Source organism: Microbacterium sp. Z6_144 (assembly GCF_057197625.1).
This window is the reverse complement of the sequence record NZ_JBXVPT010000001.1, coordinates 1,688,151-1,714,700: the sequence shown is the minus strand read 5'-3', so window position 1 is coordinate 1,714,700 and position 26,550 is coordinate 1,688,151. Positions and strand designations below refer to the sequence as shown.

Annotated in this window: 23 protein-coding genes; 12 read left to right on the top strand and 11 right to left on the bottom strand. The window is 69.5% G+C overall.

All coding sequences use genetic code 11. From position 1 onward, the window contains the following. Window positions 1–8 precede the first annotated feature (8 nt). Window positions 9–1,361, bottom strand: a complete 1,353-nt coding sequence (locus AC2DGY_RS08390) for an RNA polymerase sigma factor (RefSeq protein WP_484509234.1) — start codon at window positions 1,359–1,361, stop codon at window positions 9–11. A gap of 213 nt (window positions 1,362–1,574) precedes the next feature. Then, the gene (locus AC2DGY_RS08385) at window positions 1,575–2,510 is read right to left on the bottom strand and encodes a proteasome assembly chaperone family protein (protein ID WP_484509233.1); all 936 of its coding nucleotides are present in this window, start codon (window positions 2,508–2,510) and stop codon (window positions 1,575–1,577) included. Window positions 2,511–2,594: 84 nt separating this feature from the next. Here AC2DGY_RS08385 and AC2DGY_RS08380 point away from each other — a divergent pair, with 84 nt between their 5' ends. From AC2DGY_RS08380 to sucB, 3 genes are read left to right on the top strand one after another with little or no spacing between them, the layout of a single operon-like run. After that, window positions 2,595–4,064, top strand: a complete 1,470-nt coding sequence (locus tag AC2DGY_RS08380; RefSeq protein ID WP_484509232.1) for a leucyl aminopeptidase — start codon at window positions 2,595–2,597, stop codon at window positions 4,062–4,064. Further along, entirely contained in the window at window positions 4,061–5,434 is a 1,374-nt protein-coding gene (lpdA, locus tag AC2DGY_RS08375) for a dihydrolipoyl dehydrogenase (RefSeq protein ID WP_484509231.1), read from the top strand. The genes AC2DGY_RS08380 and lpdA overlap by 4 nt, the downstream gene beginning before the upstream one ends. A 56-nt stretch (window positions 5,435–5,490) precedes the next feature. Continuing rightward, window positions 5,491–7,281 (top strand): 2-oxoglutarate dehydrogenase, E2 component, dihydrolipoamide succinyltransferase, encoded by a 1,791-nt coding sequence (sucB, locus tag AC2DGY_RS08370; RefSeq protein ID WP_484509230.1) that lies wholly within the window; start codon window positions 5,491–5,493, stop codon window positions 7,279–7,281. Here the strand turns inward: sucB and AC2DGY_RS08365 are convergent, their stop codons facing one another. Further along, complete coding sequence (locus AC2DGY_RS08365; protein ID WP_484509229.1) at window positions 7,282–8,556, bottom strand: hypothetical protein; 1,275 nt, start codon at window positions 8,554–8,556, stop codon at window positions 7,282–7,284. A 121-nt stretch (window positions 8,557–8,677) separates the two neighbouring features. On the opposite strand from AC2DGY_RS08365, the gene AC2DGY_RS08360 reads away from it, so the two are divergent. Continuing rightward, window positions 8,678–9,388, top strand: a complete 711-nt coding sequence (locus AC2DGY_RS08360) for a DUF4191 domain-containing protein (protein ID WP_484509228.1) — start codon at window positions 8,678–8,680, stop codon at window positions 9,386–9,388. Between the two features lie 51 nt (window positions 9,389–9,439). Here the strand turns inward: AC2DGY_RS08360 and AC2DGY_RS08355 are convergent, their stop codons facing one another. Then, window positions 9,440–9,841 (bottom strand): RDD family protein, encoded by a 402-nt coding sequence (locus AC2DGY_RS08355; RefSeq protein WP_484509227.1) that lies wholly within the window; start codon window positions 9,839–9,841, stop codon window positions 9,440–9,442. A gap of 136 nt (window positions 9,842–9,977) precedes the next feature. Here AC2DGY_RS08355 and glnA (AC2DGY_RS08350) point away from each other — a divergent pair, with 136 nt between their 5' ends. Further along, window positions 9,978–11,402, top strand: coding sequence for a type I glutamate--ammonia ligase (gene glnA / locus AC2DGY_RS08350; protein WP_484509226.1), 1,425 nt, complete (start codon window positions 9,978–9,980; stop codon window positions 11,400–11,402). Window positions 11,403–11,519: 117 nt separating this feature from the next. On the opposite strand, the gene AC2DGY_RS08345 is transcribed toward glnA (AC2DGY_RS08350), so the two are convergent. Beyond that, a complete protein-coding gene (locus tag AC2DGY_RS08345; RefSeq protein WP_484509225.1) occupies window positions 11,520–12,407 on the bottom strand; it encodes a glycerophosphodiester phosphodiesterase in 888 nt (295 codons plus the stop codon). Window positions 12,408–12,655: 248 nt separating this feature from the next. Here AC2DGY_RS08345 and AC2DGY_RS08340 point away from each other — a divergent pair, with 248 nt between their 5' ends. After that, a complete protein-coding gene (locus AC2DGY_RS08340) occupies window positions 12,656–13,000 on the top strand; it encodes an avidin-fold protein (protein ID WP_484509223.1) in 345 nt (114 codons plus the stop codon). Window positions 13,001–13,004: 4 nt separating this feature from the next. Here AC2DGY_RS08340 and AC2DGY_RS08335 read toward each other — a convergent pair whose 3' ends face one another. Further along, window positions 13,005–13,538 carry an Lrp/AsnC family transcriptional regulator gene (locus tag AC2DGY_RS08335; protein ID WP_484509222.1) on the bottom strand — a complete coding sequence of 178 codons (534 nt, stop codon included), beginning with the start codon at window positions 13,536–13,538 and terminating at the stop codon, window positions 13,005–13,007. 172 nt (window positions 13,539–13,710) lie between these two features. On the opposite strand from AC2DGY_RS08335, the gene AC2DGY_RS08330 reads away from it, so the two are divergent. The 5 genes from AC2DGY_RS08330 to AC2DGY_RS08310 are packed head-to-tail and all read left to right on the top strand — an operon-like array spanning window position 13,711 to window position 18,958. Continuing rightward, window positions 13,711–15,297 carry an ABC transporter substrate-binding protein gene (locus AC2DGY_RS08330; protein ID WP_484509221.1) on the top strand — a complete coding sequence of 529 codons (1,587 nt, stop codon included), beginning with the start codon at window positions 13,711–13,713 and terminating at the stop codon, window positions 15,295–15,297. A 1-nt stretch (window position 15,298) separates the two neighbouring features. Beyond that, the gene (locus tag AC2DGY_RS08325) at window positions 15,299–16,363 is read left to right on the top strand and encodes an ABC transporter permease (RefSeq protein WP_484509220.1); all 1,065 of its coding nucleotides are present in this window, start codon (window positions 15,299–15,301) and stop codon (window positions 16,361–16,363) included. Further along, window positions 16,360–17,292, top strand: a complete 933-nt coding sequence (locus AC2DGY_RS08320) for an ABC transporter permease (protein WP_484509218.1) — start codon at window positions 16,360–16,362, stop codon at window positions 17,290–17,292. The genes AC2DGY_RS08325 and AC2DGY_RS08320 overlap by 4 nt, the downstream gene beginning before the upstream one ends. Beyond that, window positions 17,289–18,113 (top strand): ABC transporter ATP-binding protein, encoded by an 825-nt coding sequence (locus AC2DGY_RS08315; RefSeq protein WP_484509217.1) that lies wholly within the window; start codon window positions 17,289–17,291, stop codon window positions 18,111–18,113. The genes AC2DGY_RS08320 and AC2DGY_RS08315 overlap by 4 nt, the downstream gene beginning before the upstream one ends. Further along, window positions 18,110–18,958, top strand: a complete 849-nt coding sequence (locus AC2DGY_RS08310) for an ABC transporter ATP-binding protein (protein ID WP_484509216.1) — start codon at window positions 18,110–18,112, stop codon at window positions 18,956–18,958. Before AC2DGY_RS08315 ends, AC2DGY_RS08310 begins: the two co-directional genes overlap by 4 nt. Window positions 18,959–18,961: 3 nt before the next feature. On the opposite strand, the gene AC2DGY_RS08305 is transcribed toward AC2DGY_RS08310, so the two are convergent. Genes AC2DGY_RS08305 through AC2DGY_RS08290 form a run of 4 tightly spaced genes read right to left on the bottom strand, consistent with a single transcriptional unit; the run spans window position 18,962 to window position 24,559 of the window. Then, window positions 18,962–19,942 carry an epimerase gene (locus AC2DGY_RS08305; protein ID WP_484509215.1) on the bottom strand — a complete coding sequence of 327 codons (981 nt, stop codon included), beginning with the start codon at window positions 19,940–19,942 and terminating at the stop codon, window positions 18,962–18,964. Continuing rightward, a complete protein-coding gene (locus AC2DGY_RS08300) occupies window positions 19,935–22,931 on the bottom strand; it encodes a bifunctional [glutamine synthetase] adenylyltransferase/[glutamine synthetase]-adenylyl-L-tyrosine phosphorylase (RefSeq protein ID WP_484509213.1) in 2,997 nt (998 codons plus the stop codon). Before AC2DGY_RS08300 ends, AC2DGY_RS08305 begins: the two co-directional genes overlap by 8 nt. A 12-nt stretch (window positions 22,932–22,943) precedes the next feature. Then, a complete protein-coding gene (gene glnA / locus AC2DGY_RS08295; protein ID WP_484509212.1) occupies window positions 22,944–24,284 on the bottom strand; it encodes a type I glutamate--ammonia ligase in 1,341 nt (446 codons plus the stop codon). Window positions 24,285–24,304: 20 nt separating this feature from the next. Continuing rightward, the gene (locus AC2DGY_RS08290; protein ID WP_484509211.1) at window positions 24,305–24,559 is read right to left on the bottom strand and encodes an SPOR domain-containing protein; all 255 of its coding nucleotides are present in this window, start codon (window positions 24,557–24,559) and stop codon (window positions 24,305–24,307) included. Window positions 24,560–24,605: 46 nt separating this feature from the next. On the opposite strand from AC2DGY_RS08290, the gene ppgK reads away from it, so the two are divergent. Further along, window positions 24,606–25,400, top strand: coding sequence for a polyphosphate--glucose phosphotransferase (ppgK, locus tag AC2DGY_RS08285; RefSeq protein ID WP_484509210.1), 795 nt, complete (start codon window positions 24,606–24,608; stop codon window positions 25,398–25,400). 365 nt (window positions 25,401–25,765) lie between these two features. Here ppgK and AC2DGY_RS08280 read toward each other — a convergent pair whose 3' ends face one another. Beyond that, entirely contained in the window at window positions 25,766–26,527 is a 762-nt protein-coding gene (locus AC2DGY_RS08280) for a hypothetical protein (protein WP_484509209.1), read from the bottom strand. Between the last annotated feature and the right edge of the window lie 23 nt (window positions 26,528–26,550).

The window sequence follows — 26,550 nt, the reverse complement described above, 5'->3', positions numbered from 1 at the left end:
CGGACCGCTCACTCGAGGTAGTCGCGGAGCGACTGCGAACGGCTCGGGTGACGCAGCTTCGCCATCGTCTTGGACTCGATCTGACGGATCCGCTCGCGGGTCACGCCGAACGTGTCGCCGATCTGGTCCAGCGTCTTGGGCTGGCCGTCACCGAGACCGAAGCGCATGCGGATGACGCCCGCCTCGCGCTCGGAGAGCGAGTCCAGAAGCGACTCCAGCTGGCGCTGCAGCATCGTGAACCCGACGGCGTCCGCGGGGACGACCGCCTCGGTGTCTTCGATGAGGTCGCCGAACTCGCTGTCGCCGTCCTCGCCCAGGGGCGTGTGCAGGGAGATCGGCTCGCGACCGTACTTCTGCACCTCGATGACCTTCTCGGGGGTCATATCGAGTTCGCGGCTGAGCTCTTCGGGCGTGGGCTCGCGACCCAGGTCCTGCAGCATCTGCCGCTGAACCCGAGCGAGCTTGTTGATGACCTCGACCATGTGCACCGGGATGCGGATGGTGCGGGCCTGGTCGGCCATGGCGCGCGTGATCGCCTGACGGATCCACCACGTGGCGTACGTGGAGAACTTGAAGCCCTTCGTGTAGTCGAACTTCTCGACCGCGCGGATGAGGCCCAGGTTGCCCTCCTGGATGAGATCCAGGAACTGCATGCCGCGACCGGTGTAGCGCTTGGCGAGCGAGACCACGAGTCGGAGGTTCGCACCGAGAAGGTGCGACTTTGCGCGCTGACCATCGCGGGCGACCCACTGGAGGTCGAGCCCGAGCTGGTTGGTCTTCTCCGCCGCCGACATGTGCGAGAGCTTCTCCTCGGCGAACAGACCGGCTTCGATCCGCATCGCCAACTCGACCTCTTCGGCCGCGTTCAGCAGCGGCACCTTGCCGATCTGCTTCAGGTAGTCCTTGACGGGGTCGGCCGTCGCGCCGGTGATCTGGGCGGAGTAGACCGGTACGTCGTCTTCGTCGGTCGAGGAGATGACGATCGCGCCGGTGGGGAGGGGCTCGCTGAACGCGGGCTTGGTGGCGTCCTCGTCGTCCTCGTCGTCGGCGGCCTCGGGCGCGACCTTCGCTGCGGGGGCAGCATCCGGGGTCTCCTCGTCGGCGTCGACGACGTCGTCGGTCGACACCTCGTCGGTGTCTTCGATCACGACGTCCAGCTCGACCTCGTCCACCTCTTCGTCGGTGTCGTCATTGCTGGACGTACCCTTGGCGGCCTTGGCCGGGGAGGCCTTGGCCTTGCCTTTGGGTGCAGCCTTCTTCGCGGGCGTCTTCTTCGACGCTACCGGGGCGGTCGCCTCGACCGTCTCGACTTCGGTGTCCTCGCCGCTGCGGGAGCGGGTCTTGGTGTTCGTGCCTGCCACGTTTCGCCTTTCACCGGGGGAACGCGTTCCACGGCCACCGGTCGTTCTCGGACACTAGTAAGACCCTTGTCAAGTCGGCGGCGAGAAGCTGGTGCTTCCTCCGACGACCGACAACGGGTCAGGTCCTCTATTGTCTCATACCTTCTCCAGCGGCCTGACGCGCGCAGAGAATACACCAGAGAGAACGCGAGGGCCCGGGCCGGTATTCCCGGGTCAGCCGAGGCTGGGGCCGCCGCGCTTGTCCTCGTCCCCGCCGGGACGGCTCGCGAGGAACCGCTCGAGTTCGGCTGCCAGCTCATCAGCGCTCGGCAGATCCCCCGTGTGGATGATGGGGGTCGCGTGCGTGGAACCGGCCATGTAGGAGTCGTAGCGCTCCTCGAGCCCCTCGAGCATGCGGGTGAGCTCGTCGCTGCCGGCGACCTGTTCCTGCACCTTCTCGAGGTACTCGCGGTTCTCCTCGCGGACCGTGTCGCCGTCGAAGACCAGCCCGGTCGCCACCGTGATGCTGTCCATGCCGGCGAGAGCAGCGGCCGGATACTCCGTGTCGCCGAGGTAGTGCGGAATCAGGAGAACGAACCCCGCGACCTTCGCGCCGGCCTCTGCGAACCGGTACTCCAGGAGGTGCCCCACGGTGGCCGGCACGCGCGTGTGCGGGCGCCATACCGAGTGGGCTTCGACGAGGTCGCCGCGGGTACCGCTGACGGTCGTGCCGATCGGACGCGTGTGCGGAACGGGCATCGGGATGGCGTGAACCCACGTCACCGACGACACCTGCAAAGCACCGCTGAGTTCGAGGATCGCCTCGGCGAAGGCGTCCCAGGCGAAGTCGGGCTCGTACCCGGCGAGCAGCACGAACGGCTGCCCCAGGGCATCGTGCGCGAGCGACAGCTCCAGACGCGGAGGACGGTAACCGGTCAGGTGGTCCTGATCGAAGGAGATGATCGGACGCCGGGCACGGTAGTCCAGCAGCACGTCGTTCGAGAAGACGAACAAGGGGGTGGGCTGCAGATCGTCGCGGAAGTAATCGATCAGCCGCGAGACGGCAGAGCCGGCATCGGTGAAGCCGGTGAGTGCGATGACCAGGGGGAGCCCGGACGGCACCGGCGGCGCCGAGACGGCGCGGTCGAACAGCGACGCGGGGAAGGGCATACGTCAACTCTACGAGCGCATCGCCCCAGGAGGCGCCGGGACCGGTCCCGCTCACAGCGAACACGCGAACCTAGGATGGGACGCATGCCGTTCCCCTCTGTGTCTCACAGCAGCGCACCCCTGCACGAGATTCCCGCCGACGCCGTCCTCCTCGTCCTGCCGTCACTGGAGGAGGGTGTCGAGATTCCGGGCTGGCCGGGGCTCCGCGAGACCCTTGCCGCGGTGGGATTCACCGGCACCTCCGGTTCGTTCCAGCGCGTCGCCGTTCCCGATGCGGCCACCCCGGTGGCCGTCGCCGGAGCGGGCTCCGACCCGCAGCCCGCCGCGCTACGGGCTGCTGCGGGCACCGGCATCCGCCAGCTCACCGGGTTCGCTCGCGTGGCGCTCGGCGCGCCGTCCACGCCGGATGCGGCGTGGCGGGCGCTTGCCGAGGGCGCAGCCCTGGGGGGCTACCGCTTCGCCGGTTACAAGAGCACGGCTCCCCCCTCGCGAGCCGCAGAGGTCGTGGTCTCGGTCTCCAGCGAGCCGGAGACCGCCGACCTCGAGGCGGTGACCGCCATTGCCGACGCCGTCGCGCTCGTGAAGGATCTGGTCACCACTCCGGCGGAATGGCTCGGACCGGCAGACCTGGCCGAGCGGGCAGCCGAATCGGTCGCCGACCTGCCCGTGACCGTGACCGTCCTGGATGAGGACGCCCTCCGCGAAGGCGGATATGGCGGCATCCTCGCCGTCGGCCAGGGATCGGACCGGCCGCCGCGCCTGGTGAAGCTCGACTACTCCCCCGAGGGTGCCGAGCGCACCGTGGCCCTCGTCGGCAAGGGCATCACCTTCGACACGGGTGGGCTCTCGCTCAAGCCCGCCGCCTCCATGGTGGGGATGAAGTACGACATGTGCGGCGCCGCGACCGTGCTCGCGGTGGTCCGTGCGGCCGCCATGCTGCGCCTCCCCGTCCGCGTGACCGCGTGGATGTGCATCGCGGACAACATGCCGTCGGGCCGGGCGACGCGTCCGGGCGACGTGGTGCGGACGCTCGACGGCACGACGGTCGAGGTGCTCAACACGGACGCGGAGGGGCGGGTGGTGCTGGCGGACGGATTGGCCGCGGCCAGCCGCGAACGCCCCGACCTTCTCGTCGACGTCGCCACCCTGACCGGGGCGATCACGGTGGCGCTGGGAACGCGCCATGCCGGCGTGATGGGCGACGAGGAAGCGGTGGCGCGGTACCTCGAGGCCGCCGCCCGCGTGGATGAGCCGGCCTGGCCGCTCCCCCTCCCCGACCACATGGTCGACGACCTGGACTCCCCCATCGCCGACCTTCAGAACGCCAAGATGGGCGACCCCGCCGGTGGCTCGCTGTTCGCGGGCCTGTTCCTGCGGCATTTCGTCGGGCGCACCTCGGATGCCGATGATGCCCCGCGCATCCCGTGGGTGCACCTGGACATCGCCGGGGTTGGTATGAACAAGGGTGCCCCGCACGGATTCACCGACAAGGGCGTGACGGGCGCGACGGTTCGCGCGTTGATCGAACTGCTCACCGTGGAGGCCACGGCATGACCCTGCACACCGCCGACCTGGTGATCCTCGGTGGCGGGAGCGGAGGCTACGCCGCAGCCCTTCGGGCGGCCGAGCTCGGATCTTCCGTGGTGATCGTGGAGAAGGACAAGGTGGGGGGCACCTGCCTGCACCGTGGGTGCATCCCGACGAAGGCGCTCCTGCACTCGGCCGAGGTGGCCGACACCGCGCGCGATGCCGCCGCGGTGGGCGTGCGCGCGAGCCTGGACGGGATCGACCCCCTCGCCGTGCGGGCGTATCGCGAAGGCATCGTGAGTAAGAAGCATCGCGGACTCGAGGGGCTCCTCTCCGCGCGCGGCATCACCGTCGTCTCCGGCGAGGGGCGTCTGGAAGAGGGGCCCGCCGTCCGCGTCGGGGAAGACGTGTACCGCGGAACGGACGTCGTCATCGCGACCGGCTCGTATAGCAGGACCCTTCCCGGCCTCGACATCGGCGGTCGCGTGATCACCAGCGAGCAGGCCCTCGAGCTGGACGAGATCCCCGGCCGGGTCCTGGTGCTCGGCGGGGGCGTGATCGGTGTCGAGTTCGCGAGTGTCTGGCGCTCGTTCGGAGCCGAAGTGACGATCATCGAGGCCCTCGACCACCTGGTCCCCGCGGAGGACGCCACCTCCAGCAAGATGCTCGAGCGGGCTTACCGGAAGCGCGGCATCGACTTCCGCCTGGGCACCCGGTTCTCCTCCGCATCCCAGACGTCGGAGTCGGTGACGGTGCAGCTGGAAGACGGCACGGCCCTTGATGCCGATTACCTCCTCGTCGCGGTCGGCCGTGGGCCCGCCAGCGCGGGACTGGGCTTGGAGGAAGGCGGTGTCGTGCTGGAGCGCGGCTTCGTGCGCACCGACGAGCGCCTGCGCACCGATGCCGCCCATGTGTGGGCCGTCGGCGATGTCGTTGCGGGACTGCAGTTGGCGCACCGCAGCTTCCAGCAGGGAATCTTCGTCGCCGAGGAGATCGCCGGGCGAGCGCCGGTGCGCGTGCCCGAACACCACATCCCGAGGGTGACCTACTCCCACCCCGAGGTGGCGTCCGTCGGGTGGACGCAGGTGCAGGCCGCGGAGCAGCACGGCGCGGACGCGGTCGTGGTGACCGAATACAACCTCGCCGGCAACGCCCGGAGCGAAATCCTCGGCACGTCGGGCGTCGCCAAGGTCATCCGGCTCAAGGATGGACCGGTCGTCGGAGTGCACCTCGTCGGCGATCGCGTGGGCGAACTCATCACCGAAGCGCAGCTCGTGGTGGGCTGGGAAGCGCACCCCGAAGACGTGGCTCCGTACATCCACGCGCACCCCACACAGAGCGAAGCGCTCGGGGAAGCATTCCTCGCTCTGGCGGGCTCGCCGCTGCACACGCTCTGAGGCGCGCGGCGCGTCACTAAGCTAGATACGAATCCGCTTCTGAAGGAGACAAACTCATGAGCACTTCCGTCGTCCTCCCCGCGCTCGGTGAGAGCGTCACCGAGGGAACGGTCACCCGCTGGCTCAAGAAGGTCGGTGACACGATCCAGGAGGACGAGGGCCTGCTGGAGATCTCGACCGACAAGGTCGACACCGAGATCCCGTCGCCCGTCAGCGGAGTGATCGAAGAGATCCTCGTCCAGGAGGACGAAACCGTCGAGGTCGGCGCCGTGCTCGCGAAGATCGGCGATGGCTCCGGCGCGTCGAGCGACGACGCACCGGCCACAGAAGCCGCACCCGCCGAGGCCGCAGCCCCCGCGGCTGCGGCGCCCGCACCTGCCGCCGAGCAGCCCGCCCCGGCAGCCGAGCAGCCTGCAGCGGAGCAGCCCGCGCCGGCAGCCGAGCAGCCCGCGCAGAGTGGCGGCGAGAGCCGCGAGGTCGTGCTCCCCGAGCTGGGTGAGAGCGTCACCGAAGGCACCGTTACCCGCTGGCTGAAGCAGGTCGGCGACGAGGTCGCCGTGGACGAACCGCTCCTGGAGATCTCCACCGACAAGGTCGACACCGAGATCCCGTCGCCGGTGGCCGGTGTCCTGCAGGAAGTGCTCGTCGCCGAGGACGAGACCGTGGCGGTGGGCGCGGCACTCGCCCGCATCGGCAGTGGATCCGCACCGGCTCCCGCCGCGGAGACCGCACCGGAGGCGCCGTCGGTCGACAAGCCGGCTGAGGCCGACCAGGCACCCGCGCAACCGCAGCCCGACGCAGCCCCCGCCGAAGCCGCCCCGGCCGAGGCGCCCGCCGAGCCGGAGAAGCCCGCACCGACGCCCCCCGCATCGACTCCGGCTCCCGAGCCCCCGGCGACGTCGTCGGAGCCCCTCGCCGCATCCAACGATGAGATCACCTACGTCACGCCGCTCGTGCGTCGCCTCGCGCAGCAGCAGGGTGTCGACCTGTCGACAGTGACCGGTACCGGCGTGGGTGGCCGCATCCGCAAGGAAGACGTGCTGAAGGCCGCCGAGGCTGCCGCGCAGGCGCCCGCTCAGGAACCCGCTGCCGCGCCGGCTGCCCCCGCGCCGGCCGCTCTCGAGGTGTCGCCGTTGCGCGGTACGACGCAGCCGATGTCTCGCCTGCGGAAGGTGCTCGCCGAGCGCGCGGTCGCATCGATGCAGGCGACCGCTCAGCTCACGACGGTGGTCGAGGTGGATGTCACGAAGCTGGCGTCGTACCGCGACCGGGTCAAGGCGGAGTTCCAGGAGAAGACGGGCGACAAGCTGTCGTTCCTCCCCTTCTTCGTGCTGGCCGCCGCCGAGGCGCTGCAGGCGTACCCCGTCATCAACTCCACGGTGGACGGCGAGAGCATCGTGTACCCGCCGACGGAGAACATCTCCATCGCAGTGGACACCGAGCGTGGACTGCTGACCCCTGTGGTGCGCGATGCAGGCACGAAGAATCTCGCGCAGGTCGCACATGAAATCGCCGACCTCGCCGCACGCACCCGTAACAACAAGCTGAAGCCGGATGAGCTTGCCGGAGGCACCTTCACCGTCACCAACACCGGGTCGCGCGGCGCCTTGTTCGACACTCCCCTGGTGTTCCTGCCCCAGTCGGCGATCCTCGGTACGGGAATCGTCGTGAAGCGACCCGGCATCGTGAGCGTCGACGGCAAGGACGCGATCTCCGTGCGGTCGTACGTGTACCTGGCGCTGTCCTACGACCACCGCGTGGTCGACGGGGCGGACGCGGCGCGGTTCCTCTCCGCCGTCAAGTCCCGCCTCGAGGCTGCCCAGTTCGAGGGCAACCTCGGCATCTGATCAGGCAGGCGGATCCGCGACATCGAAGGCGTCGCGGATCCGCCACCCCTCGGGGGTCGTGACAACGGTCACGAGCTGCGAGGGTGCTTGCGGGGCATCCACCCGCAGCACCGCGATCCCGCCGAAGTCGTCCAGCAGCGCGATCGAGCGCTCCGGCGCATCGATGGCGCCGCCGGGGAGCTCCTTGTCGGCATCCTCCTGGGAGGTGGCGCGGCACTGCGCGTCCGCGCACGATTCGCGCGTCTCCAGCAGGAGCCGCAGCGCCTCGGATGCGTCGACCGGACCGGCTTCCGGCGGGATCGATGCGCCCGGGGCGGGCGTCTCCGGCACGGGCGACGGCGCGGCAGATGCCGGGGCGGCCTCCGCACCGATGGCCGCTGTCGAGCCCGAGGCGTCGGGCCAGCTCAGCCCCACCACCAGGACAACGGTCGCCAAGCCGCCCGCCCAGAGGACCGGGCGGAGCCTGCCGCGACCCGGGCGCTTGCCGCGCACCCGTAGTCGGTGCAGGACGTCGGAGACCGCATCGCTCAGTCCCGCGTCGGCGGCGAAGGCGAGACCGCTCCACCAGGTGCGGCGCGGTTCTTCGCTCTCGGGGGCGCCTGCCTCCTCCGGCGGCACCTCCCTTCGCGCCCGAACCGGGCCGATCACCTCCGTCATGAGCGGTTCCGGGTCGGCGGCGGCGAACAGGGCGTCCTCGTAGCGCTCGGCATGGCGTGGCAGGACCCTCGACTCCGTCAGTGCGCCGTGCACCTCGGCCAGCGCGTCGCGCAGGGTGGCGCCGCGTACGTCATGCACGAGCATCTCCACGATGTGTACCGAGGCCCGCGTGGCGTCGGTGTCTCCGGGGCCGCAGACGAGAACCGGCATCCCTTCGGCGGTGACCCACCACGACGCGGTGACGCTCTCCAGCTCCCCCGACAGTGCGGAGACCAGCCCGCGCAGCACGCTGACGCCCACCGTGAGCGCTTCACCGTCCGAGAGGGGCGCTCCCGCGCTCCGTCGGCGGGCGATCAGCCGATCGAGCCGATCGGCCACCGCGGGAAGGACGATGTCGTGCCCGTCGGGCCGGCGCACCACCTCCAGCGGCGCGAGCACGTGGGTGCCGGGCGGCGTGCGCCAGGCCGGCCAGTCACTCAGCAGGGTGCGGTCGACGAGGAGAACCGTCCCGCCGTCGGGCGACCGGGCCAGGGTTCCCTCGAACGGGGCCTCGGGCGGCCCGACCGCGCGGATGCCGGGATACGCCGTGTAGGCGGACGGGATGGCGGGTGATCGCACACGTCCACCATCGTCGTACGGATGGGTTCGTGTGCTGCTGCACGGCGGAACCGGGGACAACGCCGCGCGAAGATCGGTTGTGCAGGACGGATGATGCGGACGCGGAAGCTAGAATCGAGGCATGGCCGCCCGCAGTTCCGCCCCCGAGAAGCGCCCCGGCTTCTTCTCGCAGCTTCGTACCCTCTTCCGGTTCACGCGCGAGGCCTACCGCTGGCTTCCTTTCGCCCTGATCGGCATCGTGCTGGCCGGCATCGGGCTCGGCATCCTGATCGGTTTCCTGATCCAGCCGGTGGCCGTGTGGAGCGTCATCCTGTGGGCCGTCACCGGCCTGATGGCCGGCATCCTGGGCGCGATGATCACCATGACGCGCCTGTCGACCAAGGCCATGTACAAGAAGATCGACGGCATGCCCGGCGCGGCCGGCCACGTCCTGTCGACCGGTCTCGGCCGCAGCTGGAGTGCCTCGGACATGCCGGTCGGCGTGAACCCCCGGACGCAGGAGGCCGTCTACCGTGCGGTGGGCCGCGGCGGTGTCGTCATCATCGGCGAAGGCGCCCGCGGCCGTCTCACTCGACTCGTGAACGACGAGCGCTCGAAGGTGCAGCGCGTCGCGTCGGGGGTTCCGGTGACCGTCTTGTATGTCGGGCACGGTGAGGGCGAGGTCCCGATCGGAAAGCTTGCCGCGACGATCAAGTCGCTGCCCAAGAAGATCGACCGTGCGACGATGGCCGCCGTCATGAAGCGCATCGACTCGGTGTCGCAGTCGGTGACGTCACTCCCGATCCCCAAGGGCGTGGACCCGACGAAGGTGCGCGCGCCGCGTCCCCGCTGATCCACGCATCCCGCCGCCCGGGTACAGGCGGCTGCTGAGCCTGCTGACGGGTCAGGCCCGCACCAGTACGGTGCCGGCTGCCTTGTCGTGAAGACCGCGGTTGTCGGCATCCCAGATCACCGCCGGGATGACCAGGACGAGAAGGACCGTGCGGACGACCGGTCGCCACAGCCCGGGCCATCCTCCGCCGACGCGCTGCACCCGCATCCCGAAGAGGCGGTGGCCGGGGCTGCCGCCGATCGTGGGGATGAACAGGATCTGCACGATCACGAAGATCACCGTGGTGGCGAGGGGGTCGTAAGCGAAGAACGCGATCGAGATGACGACCGCGCACGCCCAGTCCACGATGAGGGCGCCCACTCGTCTGCCGAGCGTCGCAAGGCTCCCGCTGCCCTGCGCGGGAAGCCCCAATCGCTCACCGGGATAGGAGTCGGCGGGAAATTCCTCGGGCATTTCCTCAGCCTAATGACGCACGCGTAACATGCCGGAAACATAGGAGACACTGCCGGGCAATGCCCTCTGGGTAGGTTCGACGGGTCAGCCCTGGCAGGCTTGGCGTATCCCGATGCCCTACCTCTGGAGTCTTCACATGTTCAAAGATTCATCCGAGGTGCTGAAGTTCATCCAGGACGAGGACGTCAAATTCCTCGACATCCGGTTCACGGATCTCCCGGGCGTGCAGCAGCACTTCAACATCCCCGCCTCCACCGTCGACGAAGACTTCTTCACCGTCGGGCAGCTGTTCGACGGCTCCTCGATCCGCGGGTTCGCGAACATCCACGAGTCCGACATGCAGCTCATCCCGGATGTGACCACGGCCTACCTCGACCCGTTCCGCGAGGCCAAGACGCTCATCATGGTCTTCGACATCTACAACCCGCGCAACGGCGAGATCTACTCGAAGGACCCGCGTCAGGTCGCCAAGAAGGCTGAGAAGTACCTCGCCTCCACCGGCATCGCCGACACCGCCTACTTCGCCCCGGAGGCGGAGTTCTACATCTTCGACGACGTCCGCTACGAGGTGAAGCAGAACACGAGCTTCTACGCGGTGGACTCCGAGGAAGGCGCGTGGAACACCGGACGCGCCGAAGAAGGCGGCAACCTGGCCAACAAGACGCCCTACAAGGGCGGCTACTTCCCCGTCTCCCCCGTCGACAAGCAGGCCGACCTGCGCGACGACATCAGCCTCAAGCTCATCGATGCCGGTCTCATCCTCGAGCGCGCGCACCACGAGGTGGGCACGGGCGGTCAGGCGGAGATCAACTACCGCTTCGACACGATGGTGCACGCCGCCGACGACATCTTGAAGTTCAAGTACATCGTGAAGAACACGGCGCTCGAGTGGGGCAAGGTCGCAACCTTCATGCCCAAGCCGCTGTTCGGTGACAACGGTTCGGGCATGCACACCCACCAGTCGCTGTGGAACGACGGCACGCCGCTGTTCTACGACGAGACCGGCTACGCCGGCCTCTCGGATCTCGCGCGCTGGTACATCGGCGGCATCCTCGCCCACGCCCCCGCCATCCTGGCCTTCACCAACCCGACGCTGAACAGCTACCACCGTCTGGTGAAGGGCTTCGAGGCGCCGGTGAACCTGGTGTACTCGGCGGGCAACCGCTCGGCGGCCATCCGCATCCCGATCACGGGCTCCAACCCCAAGGCCAAGCGCATCGAGTTCCGCGCTCCGGATGCCTCGGGCAACCCGTACCTCGCCTTCGCGGCGCAGCTGATGGCGGGCATCGACGGCATCAACAACCGCATCGAGCCCCACGAGCCGGTGGACAAGGACCTGTACGAGCTGCCGGCCGAGGAGGCCAAGGGCATCCCCCAGGTTCCGAACTCGCTGCTGGACTCGCTCGAGGCCCTCCGCGCCGACCACGAGTTCCTTCTCGCCGGTGGCGTCTTCACCGAGGAGCTCATCGAGACCTGGATCGAGTACAAGATCGAGAACGAGATCCAGCCGATCGCCCAGCGTCCGCACCCGTTCGAGTACGAGCTGTACTTCGGGGTGTAGCGACTCCGACAGGCTCCACTCCTCCGAACTCCCGTCGCCGGCACGGGAGTTCGGAGGAGTTTCGGCTTCCGAGAACATCCGCGACAATGTGCGGTGCTGCCCGCAAGCGGAGGATCGTTAGCGCTTCTCGCGGTTGCGCTGGGCGAGCAGGTCTTCCAGCACGTCGGGACGGTTGGTAATGATCCCGTCGACACCGTAGTCGAGCAGGCGCGCCATATCGGCGGCCTCATTGACCGTGTAGGGGTTGATGACCATGCCGGCCTCGTGCACCGCGTCGACGTAGTCGGCCGTCACGGCACCGTAATTGGGGTTGACCTGGTCAGCCCACTGGCCGAATGTGGCGAGGTCGGCGACGGGCACCGTGCCCAGGAGGCCCACCGGCACCTCAGGCAGCAGCTCGGTGAAGGTCGCCATCGACTCCCAGTTGAAGCTCTGCACCGCGAGACGCTCGCTCGCGACGGCGGATGTGAGGTAGCCGGGGAACGAGTCGAAGACGTCGGCGACCACCTGCTCGACACCCGGGTACCGCTCGGGTGCCTTGAGCTCCATGATGATGCCCGAGCGGCTCGACCGCACCTGCTTCACCATCTCCGCGAGCGTGGGGACCGGCTCGCCGGCGAACTCCTCGCCGAACCAAGACCCGGCATCGAGCTGCTTGATCTCCTCCAGTGTGAAGTCCACGACGTTCCACGGCGCGCGGTCGGGGAAGACCTCCTCGACGTTCGTGGTGCGGTTCAAGGTGGTGTCGTGCATCAGAACGGCCACGCCGTCCTTGCTGAGCTGCACATCCGACTCGATCCAGGTTGCCGCCTGCCGGATCCCGACCTCGAACGCGGCGAGCGTGTTCTCCGGCGCGTAGGCCATGGCGCCGCGGTGAGCCGTGGTGATGACCGAGACCTTCTCCGGCTGGGCGGCGAGGGCCGGGGAGGCGAGGGCCGGGGCGGCGACGAGCGACAGCCCGACGATGCCGGCCGCGGTGGCCAGCGTGAGCGTGCGAGTACGCATTGTTGTTCTCCTTGGGGGGTGGGGGGATCGAACGCCCCCACGCTCCCGTCCACGCGTAACGTGACCGTGTCGTCGAGGTGAACGATCACGGAAAGGTGCGACCGGGTACTCGCGTCGCGTGAGGCGTCATCAGGCCCGCTCCACGGGGAGCCACGCCCCGGACCATCGTTCGCCGGGATGGCGTCCTCCCGTGCGGGCTCGGTCCTTCGGTTTGACAGCGGTCGCCCGACTCGGGCGATACTCGTGGGGTGTCTCCCTCCGTGATCGACCTCGACGGACTCCGCTTCGCAATGGTGTCCTCCACCGCCAGCGTCGTCGACCCCCAGTCCCCCACCACCTTCACCTACCACCAGGACGGCCGGCTCGTCTGGGGCGAATACACCGGCGACACCGTCACCGAGGGGCGCTTCGTCGGCGGTGTCGAGGGCGACATCGTCGGAATCTCCTTCGCCCATGCACTGGTAGCCGATGGCTCCGTGGTCCGTGGCAGCGCGGACAGCCGCATCGAGCTCGACGACGACGGCCGGATGCGGCTCGTCGAGAGCTTCGCGGTGGGCGACGTCGCCCACGAGAGCATCTGCATCCAGCTCTGAGCGTTCAGCCGGCGGGCCGGTCGGTGCTCGTCGCAACGAAGCGCATCAACCCGCGCTCGGGGAGCACCTGCTCGCGCGCGGGGATGTCGGTGGGCAGCACGTACGGTCGCTCGAACACCTCGTTGAGGATCAGGACGGTCTCCACCCGGGCCACCTGCGGCAGCGAGCCGATACCACCCACCACGAGCGAATGGATGCCTTCGACGTCGACGCTGCGCACGAGGAGCATGATGTCGTGCTCGCCGGTGGTGATCTTGGCCGACTCCACCTCCGGCAGCCCGCGGACGGCAGCGAAGAACTCCTCCCAGCTCTGCGGATGCACCGAGCAGAACACCAGCGCGCACACCCCGAGGCCGGCCCTCGCGGGATCGACGCGGGCCGCGTACCCGGTGATCACCCCGGCCCGCGTGAGGGCCTCCACCCGGCTGTAGGCGCTGGCGCGCGAAATTCCCACGGATGCCGCCAGTGCGGCAATCGAAACACGACCGTCACGTCGCAGCTCGCTGAGGATGTCATAGCCGATTTTGTCGATCTGCACGGCTGATCGTCCAGCCGGATCCGTGCGCGGTTCGCTCATATTGGACATAATGCCCGCACGCTTCCCGCTGGTCAACGGAACGTGGAAGGGGGGCGGGTATTGTCGGATACAGTGCCCGAAAAGCTCCTGGACAGTCTCGAGGTGTCCAGCACCCGACCCAGGAGGACCCACCGTGGCCCGACCCCACCCCCGTGCCGCCGCAGCGCTCATCGCGGTAGCCGCTCTCGCCCTCGCCGGCTGCTCCGGCGGGAACTCGGCCGACAACGGCTCCGCGGGCGACGACGCATCCGCCACGCTCGTCGTCGACACCGCCTTCTCGCTCGAGACCGGCGACCCGGGCCGCAACTACGTGCCCACGGGCAACATGGTGCTGCACGCGGTGTATGACACGCTGCTGACGCTCACGGGCGACGACACCACTCCGCAGCCGTCTCTGGCGACGATGGAGCAGAACGAGGAGGCGACGGAGTTCACCTTCACGCTGGATGAGGACCGCGTCTTCTCGGACGGTTCCCCGGTGACCGCGGACGACGTGGTGTTCTCCCTGAACCGCGTCGCGGGCATGACCGATTCGAAGGCGAACTTCCTCATGGCCGGCATCACGGTCGAGAAGGTCGACGACACCACCGTCGTGCTCACGACAGAGGAGCCCTCGCTGCAGCTTCCGGCGATCGTGACCAACCCGTCGCTGTCCATCCTCAACGCCGAAGAGGTCGAGGCCAACGGCGGCACGACGGACCCCAGCGACGCGGCTCAGTCGTTCCTGGACGGCGCGTCGGCGGGGTCGGGCCCGTACCTTCTGGAGTCGCTCGACCTGACGACCCAGGTCGTTCTGGTGGAGAACCCCGAGTACAACGGCCCCGCCTCGGCCGAGTACGACAAGATCGTCGTGCGCAACGTGACCGAGAGCGCCACCCAGCTGATCAACCTGAAGGGCGGGGACTCGAACGTCGCCGTGGACCTCAGCGGCGACCAGGTCGAGGGTCTCGACGACGGTTTCGTGGTCGACTCGGTGCCGTCGGCTGAGACGATCTTCCTCCTGATCAATCAGAACCCCGAGGTCGCTCCCGCCACCGCCAGCCCCGAGTTCGCTGAGGCGGTGCGCTACGCGCTCGACTACGACAAGATCCTCGAGCTCGCCGGCGCCGGCGCCGCGCAGGCAACCGGCGTCATCCCGCCGATGTTCGCCGGTGCGGTGGAGGACGGCGTCACCCAGGATCTGGAACAGGCGCAGGCCGCTCTGGCAGAGTCCGGCTACGCCGGCGAGACGGTGACGCTGCAGTTCCCGAACGACAACCCGGTCGGTGGCGTGGAGTTCACCCCGGTCGCCGAGCGGGTGCAGGAGCAGCTGAAGGCTGTCGGCATCACCGTCGAACTCGCTCCCGCCCCCTTCGCCACCGAGATCGACCCGTACGTCAATGGCACGGGCGCCTTCTCGATGTGGTACTGGGGCCCCGACTACGCCGACTCCTCCTCGTTCCTGCCGTTCGGCCCTGGCGAGAAGGTGGGCCTCCGCGCCGGATGGGATGCTGAGGCAGCCGCCGAGATCGCGGAGCTCGTGACAACGGCCCGCAACGCCACCTCCGTCGACGAGCGCGAGCAGGCCTTCAGCTCGTTCGCCGCCGCCATGCAGGAGGCGGGCCCGTTCGTGCCGCTGATCGTTCCGGGTAACAACATCGCCAGCGACGACTCCGTCACCGGCCTGACGTACAACCCGACCTGGACGCTCGACCTCACGGCGCTCGCCCCCGCACAGTGACGTGACGTCGTCCACCTCGCCCGCTCGTCGCATCGGAGCAGGCCGGCATTCGCTGGCCCGGTTCCTGGTGCGGCGAGCGGGCACCTCCGTCATCCTCCTGCTCGGCGTCGTGCTGGTCACGTTCCTGCTCACCGTGATGGTGCCGGGCGATCCGGTACGTGCCGCGCTGGGTGAGGGCGCTTCTTCCAACCCGGCCACGGTCGCGGCATACGAGGCCAAGTACGGGCTCGATAAGTCGGTGCCTGAGCGCTTCGTGCTGTATCTCGGCAACCTCCTGCAGGGCGATCTGGGAACCTCGATCAGCACGGGCCGCCCCGTCGCCGCCGACCTGGCCAAGGCCGTCCCAGCCACGGGTGAGGTCGCGTTCTACGCGATCATCCTGAGCCTCGGCGTGGCCATCGTCCTCGGCACACTCGCCGCGTACCGCCGCGGCAAGGCGACAGACCAGGTGGTGCGCGTGGTCTCGCTCGTGGGACTGAGCATCCCGACCTTCTGGATGGCGATCCTCGCGTACAACTTCTTCTTCCTCGAACTGGGCTGGGTGCGCGGCTCGGGCCGACTGTCGCCCACCATCACTCCCCCACCCGGCGTCACGGGCTTCTACACGATCGACTTCCTCCTCAATGGGGACTCGGTCGGGTTCTTCGACGCCGTCAGTCATCTGGCACTCCCGGTGCTCGTCCTCAGCCTGTTCACGATCGCGCTGCTGACCCGCTTCATCCGCACATCGGTCCTCGAAGTCCTCGACGCCGATTACGCGCGCGCAGCCCGAGCCAAGGGACTGACCGGCACCCGCGTCGTGTTCGGCTACGTGCTGCGCGGGGCGGCACTTCCCATCCTCACGATGGTGGGGATCGCGTTCGGCACGCTGCTGTCGGGCACCGTGCTCGTCGAAGCCGTGTTCGCGTGGCCCGGGCTGGGCACGTATGCGTACAACGCCGCCAAGGGCCTGGACCTGCTCGCCGTCACCGGCGTCGGCCTGGTCATCGGCGTGATCTATCTCGTCATCAACCTCGTGATCGACATCCTGTACGGCGCGCTGGACCCCCGGGTGAGGCTGTCATGAACCTGTTGCTTCCGGTGAGCGTCGCGCCCAGGCGTCGACGACGCCTCCCCGCGGCGTGGCGCACCCCGTTGGCGGTGATCGGCGTCGTCATCGCCGCCGGGTGGATCATCGTGGCGCTGCTCGCGCCGTGGATCTCGCCCTACGACCCGCTCGCGCAGGAACTGCCGCGCCTGACCGCCCCCAACGGCGAGGCCATCATGGGAACCGACGCGAACGGCCGCGACGTGTTCTCGCGCCTCATCGCCGGGGCTCAGACCACGATCCCCCTCGCGCTTGTGCTCGTCGTGTGCGCGATGCTCATCGGCACGATCCTCGGCGCGGTCGCCGGATACGTCGGCGGCTGGGTGGACGAGGTGCTCATGCGGGTCACCGACATGGTGATGGCGTTCCCGACCGTGATCCTCGCGATGGTGATCGCCGCGGCCCTCGGCCCGTCGATCATGAACGCGGTGATCGCCGGCATCATCGTCGCGTGGCCGCAGTACGCCCGCATCACGCGTTCGCTCGTGCTGAGCCTGCGGAACCAGAACTACGTCGTCGCCGGTCGCCTCCTGGGTTACTCGCCGCTGCGGTCGCTCCGCGTGGACATCCTGCCCAACATCGGCGGCCCGGTGCTGGTGCTGGCCGCCCTCGACATCGGAACGGCGATCCTTCTGCTCTCCGGGCTGTCGTTCCTGGGGCTGGGGGCGCAGCCGCCCACCCCGGAGTGGGGCGCGATGATCTCCGCCGCCATGCAGCACATCGACGCCTGGTGGCTGGGACTCTTCCCGGGCCTGGCGATCCTCACGGTCGTGATGGCGTTCAACTTCATCGGCGACTCGCTGCGGGACGCCCTCGACCCCCTCGCGGCCCGGGAGCGCCCCGCCGAGAGCGCGACGCCGGATGCTGTGGGCACCGCCCCCTCCGGTGCGAAGGAGGCGGTGCGGTGAACGCCCTGACGATCAGCGATCTGCGGGTCGAGCTCGGCCCACGCGGCGCACGCACCGAGGTGGTGCGCGGCATCGACCTCACGCTGCGCCCGGGCGCGATCCAGGGCCTGGCTGGCGAATCGGGGTCGGGCAAGAGCATGACCGCACTGGCCGTGCTCGGATTGCTCCCCGCCGCCGGCACGGCATCGGGCTCGATCCGGCTCGGAGACGAGGAGCTCGTCGGCATGCCGCGGCGGCGGTACCGCTCCGTGCGCGGCCGGCGGATCGGGATGGTGTTCCAGGACCCGTCGGCGAGCCTGCACCCCCAGCTGACCGTGGGTGCCCAGCTGACCGACGTCATGCGCACCCACCTCGGGCTCTCCCGCGCCCAGGCCCGGACACGGGCCGCCGAACTGCTCGATCGCGTCCGGGTCCCGGAGCCGGATGCGGCGCTGAAGAAATTCCCCCACCAGTTCTCCGGCGGTCAGCGCCAGCGTGTCGCCATCGCCATCGCGCTGGCGTGCGACCCCGAGGTGCTGCTCGCCGACGAGCCCACGACCGCGCTGGACGTGACCGTGCAGGCGGGGGTCCTCCACCTGCTGCGCGACCTCGCCACCGAGCGGGATCTCGCCGTGCTGCTGGTCACCCACGACCTCGGCGTCATGAGCGCCGTCGCCGATGATGTCGCCGTCATGCGCGACGGGCGCATCGTCGAATGGGGAACGCGGGCGCAGGTGTTCACCGCGCCTCGGCACCACTACACGCGCGAGCTGCTGGCTGCCATGCCCGACGCGCAGGAGCCGCTCGTGGACATCCGGATCACGGGAGAGGACGACCGATGACGGGACCGATCCTGGACGTCGACAACCTGGTCGTGGAGTACGGCGGCCGCGCGGCCGTGCGCGCGGTGGACGGTGTGTCGTTGCGCATCGCCGCCGGCGAGGTTCTGGCGCTGGTCGGCGAGAGCGGCTGCGGCAAGTCGTCGACCGCGAGAGCCGTCGTAGGCATGGAGCGCCCCCGCGCAGGCACCGTGTCGTACCGCGGCGCCTCGGTGCCGCCGCTCGGCTTGCGTACGCGACCCAGCGCTCTGACGGCCATCCAGATGGTCTTCCAAGACCCCAACTCGTCGCTGAACCCGCGCACGCGCGTCGCGCAGCAGATCGCCGACGGCGCCCGGGCGGCGCGCATCCGCGGCGTGTCCTCCCCCCGCCCGGAGGAGTGGCTCGAGGCGGTGGGCCTGACCGCATCCTTCGCAACCCGCTATCCGCACCAGCTCTCCGGCGGGCAGCGTCAGCGCGTGGCGATCGCCCGCGCCCTGGCGGCCCGGCCCGACCTCATCGTCGCGGACGAGCCCATCTCCGCCCTCGACGCCTCGGCGCAGGCATCGGTGGCCGGGATGATGCGCACCCTCTGCCTGGAGTCGGGAGCGGGGATGCTGTTCATCTCGCACGACCTGTCGGTGGTGCGGCTCATGGCCGACCGTGTCGCGGTGATGTACCGGGGCCGCATCGTGGAGTCCGGTCCGACGCCGCTGGTCTGGTCCGACCCCGTGCACCCGTACACACGCGACCTGCTCGCCGCCATCCCCCACCCGGACGGCACGGGGACGCTCCCCGCCGCGCCCGCCGCGGAGGCACCCGAGGCATGGTCGTCGCTGATTCCGGCAGCACTCGACCGCGCTGCGTAAGGCTCAGCGCCTCACCAGATCCGCGACCGCGTCGTCGAGGAACGGATGCTGGAAGGTGAAACCGGCGTCCGTGAGCCTCTGGGGCAGCACCCAGCGGCTCTTGAGCACCAGTTCGGGCTCGGTCCGCAGCGCCCACATCGCCGGCTCCAGCATCCACCGGTAGGCGGGAAGACCGACGGGCATTCCCACGGCACGACGGAGCGTCCGCATCAGCGCACGGTTGTCGACCGGATGCGGACTTGCGAGGTTCACCGGCCCGGAGATCTCGTCGTGCTGCACCAGGAAATGCACGGCGGCGAGCACGTCGTCGAGGTGGATCCAGCTGAACATCTGGCGGCCGCGGGTGCGGCGGTTCGGTGGCTGCCCGTCACCGCTGCGGGAGAGGCCGATGCCGCGATATCGCCTGTGCGGGAACCACCATCCGTCCCGTTGCGGGCCGCCCAGTCCGGTGCGGGCGAGCCGTAGCAGCGTCCGCGTGGCCGGCCCATTGCCGAGCACGATCGCCATCCGCAGCGCGACGCGCCGGGTCTCCGGCAGCAGTCCCGCGAAGAACTCCCGCTCCCACGCGGTGGCGACATCCACGGAGAATCCGGTGCCCACCTCTCCCCCGCGCTCGGTGTTCGGCCGGTCGAGAGCGTGCCGGTAGATCGTCGCGGTGGACGCGTTCAGCCATACCCGCGGCGGTCGGGTGGCAGCGCCCACCGCTTCACGGAGGTCGCGGGTCGTCTGCACCCGCGACCGGAGGATCTCGTAGCGGTTCGCGTCGGTATAGCGGCAATTCACCGATCTGCCGGCGAGGTTGATGAGGATGTCCGCACCGTCGACCAGCGCGGCCAGTCGCTCCTGCTCCCCCCACACGGCGTCGCCGCGGCGACCGATCGTCTGGACCCGGTAGCCGCGGGCGGTGAGCGACCGGCTGAGCGCCTGACCCACGAAACCGCTGGCGCCGGCGATGACCGCTCGGCGTTCGTGCGCGTCAGCCATAGAACAGCTTCTCGAAGACCCGTCGCGCGCGGCGCGTGGTGGCGAGGTAGTCCTCCTCGATCTGCGTCGCCGAGCGGGGCGGATACTCCAGGATCCGCCCGATGCCGTCGAGCTTGGCGCGATCGACGGGGAGCACGTCGCTCGTCTGCCACGACAGCAGTGTCGCGGCAGAGCGCAGGCGGCTCGCCAGGCGCCACGCGGCCACCAGCCGCGCCGCCTCGGGGTCGCCCACCAGCCCGGCCTGGCGGGCCGCCTCCAGCGCATCGAGCGTGGACGTGGTGCGCATGGCCGGCACCGCGTGGGCGTGCTGCAGCTGCAGGATCTGCACCAGCCACTCGACGTCGCTGAGCGACCCAGGGCCGAGCTTCAAGTGCCGCGCCGGGTCGGCGCCCTGCGGGAGGCGCTCGTTCTCCACGCGCGCTTTGATGCGCTTGATCTCACGGAGGCCATGGGGGTCGACCTGCGCGGGGTAGCGCACCTCATCGGCGAGGGCGGTGAACTCCGCGATCAGCGTGACGCTCCCGGCCACACCCCGGGCGCGCAGGAGCGCCTGCGCCTCCCACGAGAGGGACCAGCGCCGGTAGTACTCGGCGTAGGCCTCCAGCGAGCGCGCCATCGGACCGTTGCGTCCTTCCGGGCGCAGACCCGCATCCAGATCCAGCGGCAGGCGATGATCCTCGGAGTATCTGCGCAGCCCCGCCACCAGCTGGAGCGACAACTCGTGGGCGCGCTGCGGGTCGACGCCGTTGGCCCGGTACACGTACATCACGTCGGCGTCGGAGCCGAACCCGAGCTCGCGGCCGCCGAAGCGGCCCATGCCGATCACCGCGAAATCCAGTGTCTCGTCCTCGGGCGGCACGACCTCGCGCCACACGGCACGGAGGGTCGCCTGGATGGTCGCCTCCGTGATCGTGGTGAGGGCACCGGCCAACTCGTCGATGGTCAGCACGCCGAGCACGGCCGCCATGGCCGTTCGGAGCATCTCCCGCCGGCGCAGGGTGCGCACCGAGCGCATCGCGTCCTCGATCGAGGTGTGCCGGGTCTGGATGGCCCGGGCCTCCTCCTGGAGGGCGATACCGCTACGCGGGCGGAGGAGCGCGTCGTCGTCGAGCCACGCGGCCGACTCGGGGATCCACTCCATGAGCTCGCCGACGTACCGCGACCCCGAAAGGAGGCGGGTGAGCCGTTCCGCCGCACCCGCGGAATCCCGCAGCATCCGCAGGAACCAGGGCGTGTCGCCCAGGCGCTCACTGATGCGCCGGAAGGCGAGGAGCCCGTAGTCGGGATCGACGCCCTCGGCGAACCACCGGATCATGATCGGCATGAGGTGGCGCTGGATCGTCGCCTTCCTGCTCAGCCCGGTCGTGAGGGCGGCGATGTGACGCAGCGCCCCGGCCGGATCGCGGAACCCGATGGCCGCCAGGCGGTCGTGCGCCTGCTCCGGCGAGAGCGTGCGTTCCTCCTCGCCCAGTCCCGCGACCGCACTCAACAGCGGCCGGTAGAAGAGCCGCACGTGGATGTCGCGGACCTCGCGCTTGATCGCCTCCCAGCGCTCCTGCACGCCCTCGCCGCTATCGGCGATGCGCGTGGCCCGCGCGAGCACCCGCAGCTCGTCCGGGCGCGACGGCATGAGGTGGGTCCGGCGCAGGCCGCGCAGCTGAAGACGGTGCTCGATCACCCGGAGCAGCCGGTAATCCGTCGCGAACGCCCCCGCCTCCGCGCGTCCGATGTAGCCCTCGGCGACCAGCGCATCGAGGGCCTGGAGCGTGCCGCGCTGCCGGATGCGGTCGTCGGTGAGCCCGTGCACCAGCTGCAGGAGCTGCACGGTGAATTCGACGTCACGGATTCCGCCCGGACCGAGCTTCACCTGACGGGCGACCTCGTCGGCGGGGATGTTGTCGGTGACGCGTTCGCGCATCCGCTGCACGCTGTCGACGAAGTTCTCGCGGGCGGCACTGGTCCAGACCTTGGGTTGCACGGCCCCGACGTATTCGTCGCCGAGGGCGGTGTCACCGGCGATGGGGCGCGCCTTCAGGAGGGCCTGGAACTCCCAACTCTTCGCCCACCGGTCGTAGTAGGTCAGGTGCGAGGCGAGGGATCGGACGAGCGCACCCTGCTTCCCCTCGGGCCGGAGGTTCGGGTCGACCTCCCACAGCGGGGGTTCGATCTCCGGACCGGAGATGCCGCGCATCGTCTGCACCGCGAGGCGGGTGGCGATGTCGATCGCCCGCGATTCGGCAACGGTCGCCTCATCCGAGGTTCCCCCGACGAAGATCACGTCCACGTCGCTGACGTAGTTCAGCTCCCGTGCTCCGGCCTTCCCCATTGCCACGATCGCCAGCCGCGAGGCCGCCACCTGCGCGCGGGGGAAAAGCGCCGGGGAGCCGCCGGCCCCCGCCACGCGGGCCCGGGCGACGGCGAGCGAGGCTTCCAGGGCGGCGCCGGCGGCATCGGCCAGTCGCGCGGCCACCTCGTCGACGACGTCGGCGGGATCGGGCTGCGAGAGGTCGAACGCCGCGATCCGCGCCAGCGCGCGGCGGTACGCCACCCGAAGCGCCACCCACGACTCGTCGGCTCCCGATGCGGCGAAACCCTCCGCGGCGCCGACGGCCGCCAGCATCCCGTCGCGAAGCTCGCCCTCATCCGGCAGGTGGTCGCCTGCCCCCCGCAGATGCGCGAGCTCGTCGGGATGCCGCTGGTAGAAGTTCGCGAAACCCGTGGATGCGCCCACCAGTCGCCAGAGCGCCGGCCACCCTTGTGCGTCCGCCGCGAGCGCGCGCACGGCATCCGCGTCGCGCCGGGCGATGCGCACGACGGCACTCAGTGCACCGTCGGGGTCGGCCCCCAGCGACGCCATGTCGGCGAGCTCGTCGCGGCTCCGACCGACCTCGTCCGAGAGTTCCGCGAGGAACTCGTCGGCCTCACCCAGCCGGGTGAATCCGCGGCGGGCGAGCGCTGTGAGCGCACCGGTGCGTTCCCCCGACGTCATCGCCGGCCTGCGTCAGAGCATCTCGAGGTTGCTGCGAAGCTCGAACGGCGTCACCTGCGAGCGGTACTCCTGCCATTCGCGGCGCTTGTTGAGCAGCACGTAGTTGAAGACCTGCTCGCCGAGCGTCTCGGCGACCAGCTCGGACTCCTCCATGTACCCCAGCGCGTCATCCAGGCTCTGCGGAAGCGGCGCGTACCCCAGAGCACGGCGTTCGGCGTCGGAGAGCGACCAGACGTTGTCTTCGGCCTCGGCGGGGAGTTCGTACTCCTCTTCGATGCCCTTGAGCCCGGCCGAGAGCATGAGCGCGTAGGCGAGGTAGGGATTGGCCGCCGAGTCCAGCGCCCTGTACTCCACGCGTGAGGACTGGCCCTTGTTCGGCTTGTACAGCGGAACGCGCACGAGGGCCGAGCGGTTGTTGTGGCCCCAGCAGATGAAGCTCGGTGCCTCGTCGCCGCCCCACAGCCGCTTGTAGGAGTTGACGAATTGATTCGTCACCGCCGAGATCTCGTTGGCGTGACGCAGCAGACCGGCGATGAAGTGACGGCCGACCTTGGACAGCTGGTACTGCGCACCCTCCTGATAGAAGGCGTTCAGGTCGCCCTCGAACAGCGACATATGCGTGTGCATGCCGCTGCCGGGCTGACCGCTGAGGGGCTTCGGCATGAACGTCGCGTACACGCCCTGCTCGATGGCGACCTCTTTGATCACCGTGCGGAAGGTCATGATGTTGTCGGCGGTGGTCAGCGCGTCGGCGTACCGCAGGTCGATCTCGTTCTGTCCCGGACCGCCCTCGTGGTGGCTGTACTCCACGGAGATGCCGAGGTCCTCCAGCATCCGCACCGAACGCCGACGGAAGTCGTGCGCGGTACCGCCGGGGACGTTGTCGAAGTAGCCGGCGGAGTCCACCGGCTCGGGCCGGCCGTCGGGTCCGACGGTGGAGGACTTCAGCAGGTAGAACTCGATCTCGGGGTGGGTGTAGAACGTGAACCCGGCGTCGGCCGCTTTGGCCAGCGTCCGCTTCAGCACATGCCGCGGGTCGGCGACTGCCGGTGCGCCGTCGGGCGTGGTGATGTCGCAGAACATGCGCGCGGTGGGGTCGATCTCTCCCCGCCACGGCAGGATCTGGAAGGTCGTGGGGTCGGGGTGGGCGAGCAGGTCCGACTCGTACGACCGGGTCAGCCCCTCGATCGCCGATCCGTCGAATCCGAGCCCCTCGGCGAAGGCGCCCTCCACCTCGGCCGGCGCGATGGCGACGGATTTGAGTGTGCCGATGACGTCTGTGAACCACAGGCGCACGAACTTCACGCCGCGCTCCTCGATCGTGCGCAGTACGAAGTCCCGCTGCTTGTCCATGTCTCCCCTTCGTTCCCGGACTAGTTCCGGGAGCCTTCGGCGCCCCAAGTGTCGTCTCGCGCCTCGTCCTCGCTCCACGCGCGCGCCCGTTCCTTGAACAGCTCGGGCGCTCGCGCGGCCTCCTCGGCCGTGTCGAACGGGCCCGCACGGTCAACCGCCGGAGACGCGAACCCGCGCTCGACCGAACCGGTCGTGAGGTTGTACCAGTACTTTTCGCTGTCGCCGCTCACCGTGACTCCCTGCGTTCGCGTGCGCCCCGGATCGGCCGGTGCCACATTCGATCCTACTGATGCGCGCCGCGACGCTGGATAGGCTGGACGCATGGCATCCAAGGCGTCGCGCGCGGTCGGAGTGGACATCGGCGGAACCGGCATCAAGGCGGGGGTGGTGGACCTCGAGGCCGGTGAGCTGGTCAGCGACCGCATAAAGGTGCCGACGCCCGCCGGTGCCGAGCCGACAGACGTCCTGGCCGCCGTCACCGAGGTGCTCGACCGGCTGGGGGTCGCCGACGACGATTCGCTCGCGCTCGGGGTCGCATTCCCGGCGATCGTGAAGAACGGGCGGACCCTGTCGGCGGCGAACGTGTCGGAGAAGTGGATCGGCTTCGAGGCCGAGAAGTTCTTCGAGGACGGGCTCGGCCGCGACATCCACTTCGCCAACGACGCCGACGTCGCCGGCATCGCGGAAGTCCGCTTCGGTGCGGCGAAGGATGTCGACGGCCTGGTGATCCTCACGACGCTGGGCACGGGGATCGGCTCCGCGATGATCTACGACGGCGTGCTCATCCCGAACAGCGAACTCGGACACCTCCAGCGCGCGAACCACAAGCGCGACGCCGAGGGGTATGCCGCCTACTCCGCGATGGAGCGCGAGGGCCTGTCGTGGGAGAAATGGGCCGCTCGCCTGCAGTGGTACTACGACTACGTCGAGTTCCTCTTCAGCCCCGATCTGATCATCGTCGGCGGCGGGGTCTCCAAGAACGCGGACGACTTCTTGCACCTGCTGAAGGTGAAGGCCCCCATCATCCCGGCGGTGCATCGCAACAACGCCGGCATCATCGGGGCCGCAGCGCTCGGACTGGCGGTGCCCGAGGCGCTGCCGGCGGTCGGCGCGTAGCGGAGGCGATCCTCACGGCGAGGAGGCGCACACGGCGTTGGCCGCTCTACGATCGAGGTATGAGCAGGCAACGCTAGCCCCATCCGGGGGCGGCGACGACGAAGGGGACACCCCTGTGCGTGGCATGCTCTGCGACCTTTTGTTCCGCCTGTTTGGGCACCGCGTCTGCTGCGGACGCATCCCGGCCTGGACGGCTCGGGTGGGCCAGCGGTGGGACACCTATGACCGTGCACCCCTGAACCTGTACAACGTCATCTGGTGCATGCAGAACTGGATCCGGTCCGGGATGACGAACTAGCGCCGGCCTCGGCGAGGGCCGTCTTCCGAGTTCGGCAGGCCCGCGAGCTTCGGTGGTCTCTGGAGAGCTACGCGAACATCTGGCGCAGCACGTTCAGGTCTCCCGCGTCGAGCGCCTGCGCGATCACGTCGGCGTGGGCCGGGTTCGGGAACAGGCCCGACAGACCGTCGGCGAAGATCGTGCGCATGGTGTCGATGTCACCTGCAGCGGCTGCAGCGCTCATCGCCTCGACGGCGAGCTGGTAGGGAATCTGCTGGTATCCGGCGGGCGCGTTGTCCGGGCTGAAGTATGGCACCCACGGGATCGAGCTGTCCGGGTGAAGCAGCAGCACCTCACCCGGCTGGATCATTCGAGTGTGGTTGAGCATCGCGATGGCCAGCGCGTTCGCGATGCAGAACCGGTCACCGATGGCGTACAGCGCGTCGCCGGGCGCGACGGTGTAGGTCACGATCCGGCCGCCGTCGTCCAGGCCCGCGGTGCCCGCGGCGAGGTCGCGTGCTCCTCGGTCCACCAGGTCCCCGCTCAGGCTCGCGCTCATCCCGCCGACGTGGAGCCATTCCGGGTCCTCGCACCCGGCAGGACTGCCCTTCGGGATCGCGGTGCCGTTCCCGACGTACACATAGCCGTCGCCCAGCTCATCGGTCATGCTCTTGCCGGGCAGGTCCTCCCCCGCGGTCGCCAGTTCCTCGCTCGGCTCCTCCGTCGGCTGGAAGATCGCCCAGGACGACGCCTCGGCGTAGACGGCCGATACGGTCGGCGCAGCGAGGGCGACGAGGCCGCCGACGACGAGCACCGTGACTCCGGCGGCGACCTTGGCGGCGGCGTGCATGTGGACGACGGTACTGGGCCCAG

Coding starts and splice junctions, on each gene's coding strand:
- AC2DGY_RS08385 (WP_484509233.1), bottom strand. CDS start 2,510: ATGCCCTTCCCCGCGTCGCTGTTCGACCGCGCCGTCTCGGCGCCGCCG.
- AC2DGY_RS08380 (WP_484509232.1), top strand. CDS start 2,595: ATGCCGTTCCCCTCTGTGTCTCACAGCAGCGCACCCCTGCACGAGATT.
- lpdA (WP_484509231.1), top strand. CDS start 4,061: ATGACCCTGCACACCGCCGACCTGGTGATCCTCGGTGGCGGGAGCGGA.
- sucB (WP_484509230.1), top strand. CDS start 5,491: ATGAGCACTTCCGTCGTCCTCCCCGCGCTCGGTGAGAGCGTCACCGAG.
- AC2DGY_RS08360 (WP_484509228.1), top strand. CDS start 8,678: ATGGCCGCCCGCAGTTCCGCCCCCGAGAAGCGCCCCGGCTTCTTCTCG.
- AC2DGY_RS08355 (WP_484509227.1), bottom strand. CDS start 9,841: ATGCCCGAGGAATTTCCCGCCGACTCCTATCCCGGTGAGCGATTGGGG.
- glnA (WP_484509226.1), top strand. CDS start 9,978: ATGTTCAAAGATTCATCCGAGGTGCTGAAGTTCATCCAGGACGAGGAC.
- AC2DGY_RS08345 (WP_484509225.1), bottom strand. CDS start 12,407: ATGCGTACTCGCACGCTCACGCTGGCCACCGCGGCCGGCATCGTCGGG.
- AC2DGY_RS08320 (WP_484509218.1), top strand. CDS start 16,360: ATGAACCTGTTGCTTCCGGTGAGCGTCGCGCCCAGGCGTCGACGACGC.
- AC2DGY_RS08310 (WP_484509216.1), top strand. CDS start 18,110: ATGACGGGACCGATCCTGGACGTCGACAACCTGGTCGTGGAGTACGGC.
- AC2DGY_RS08305 (WP_484509215.1), bottom strand. CDS start 19,942: ATGGCTGACGCGCACGAACGCCGAGCGGTCATCGCCGGCGCCAGCGGT.
- AC2DGY_RS08300 (WP_484509213.1), bottom strand. CDS start 22,931: ATGACGTCGGGGGAACGCACCGGTGCGCTCACAGCGCTCGCCCGCCGC.
- glnA (WP_484509212.1), bottom strand. CDS start 24,284: ATGGACAAGCAGCGGGACTTCGTACTGCGCACGATCGAGGAGCGCGGC.
- ppgK (WP_484509210.1), top strand. CDS start 24,606: ATGGCATCCAAGGCGTCGCGCGCGGTCGGAGTGGACATCGGCGGAACC.
- AC2DGY_RS08280 (WP_484509209.1), bottom strand. CDS start 26,527: ATGCACGCCGCCGCCAAGGTCGCCGCCGGAGTCACGGTGCTCGTCGTC.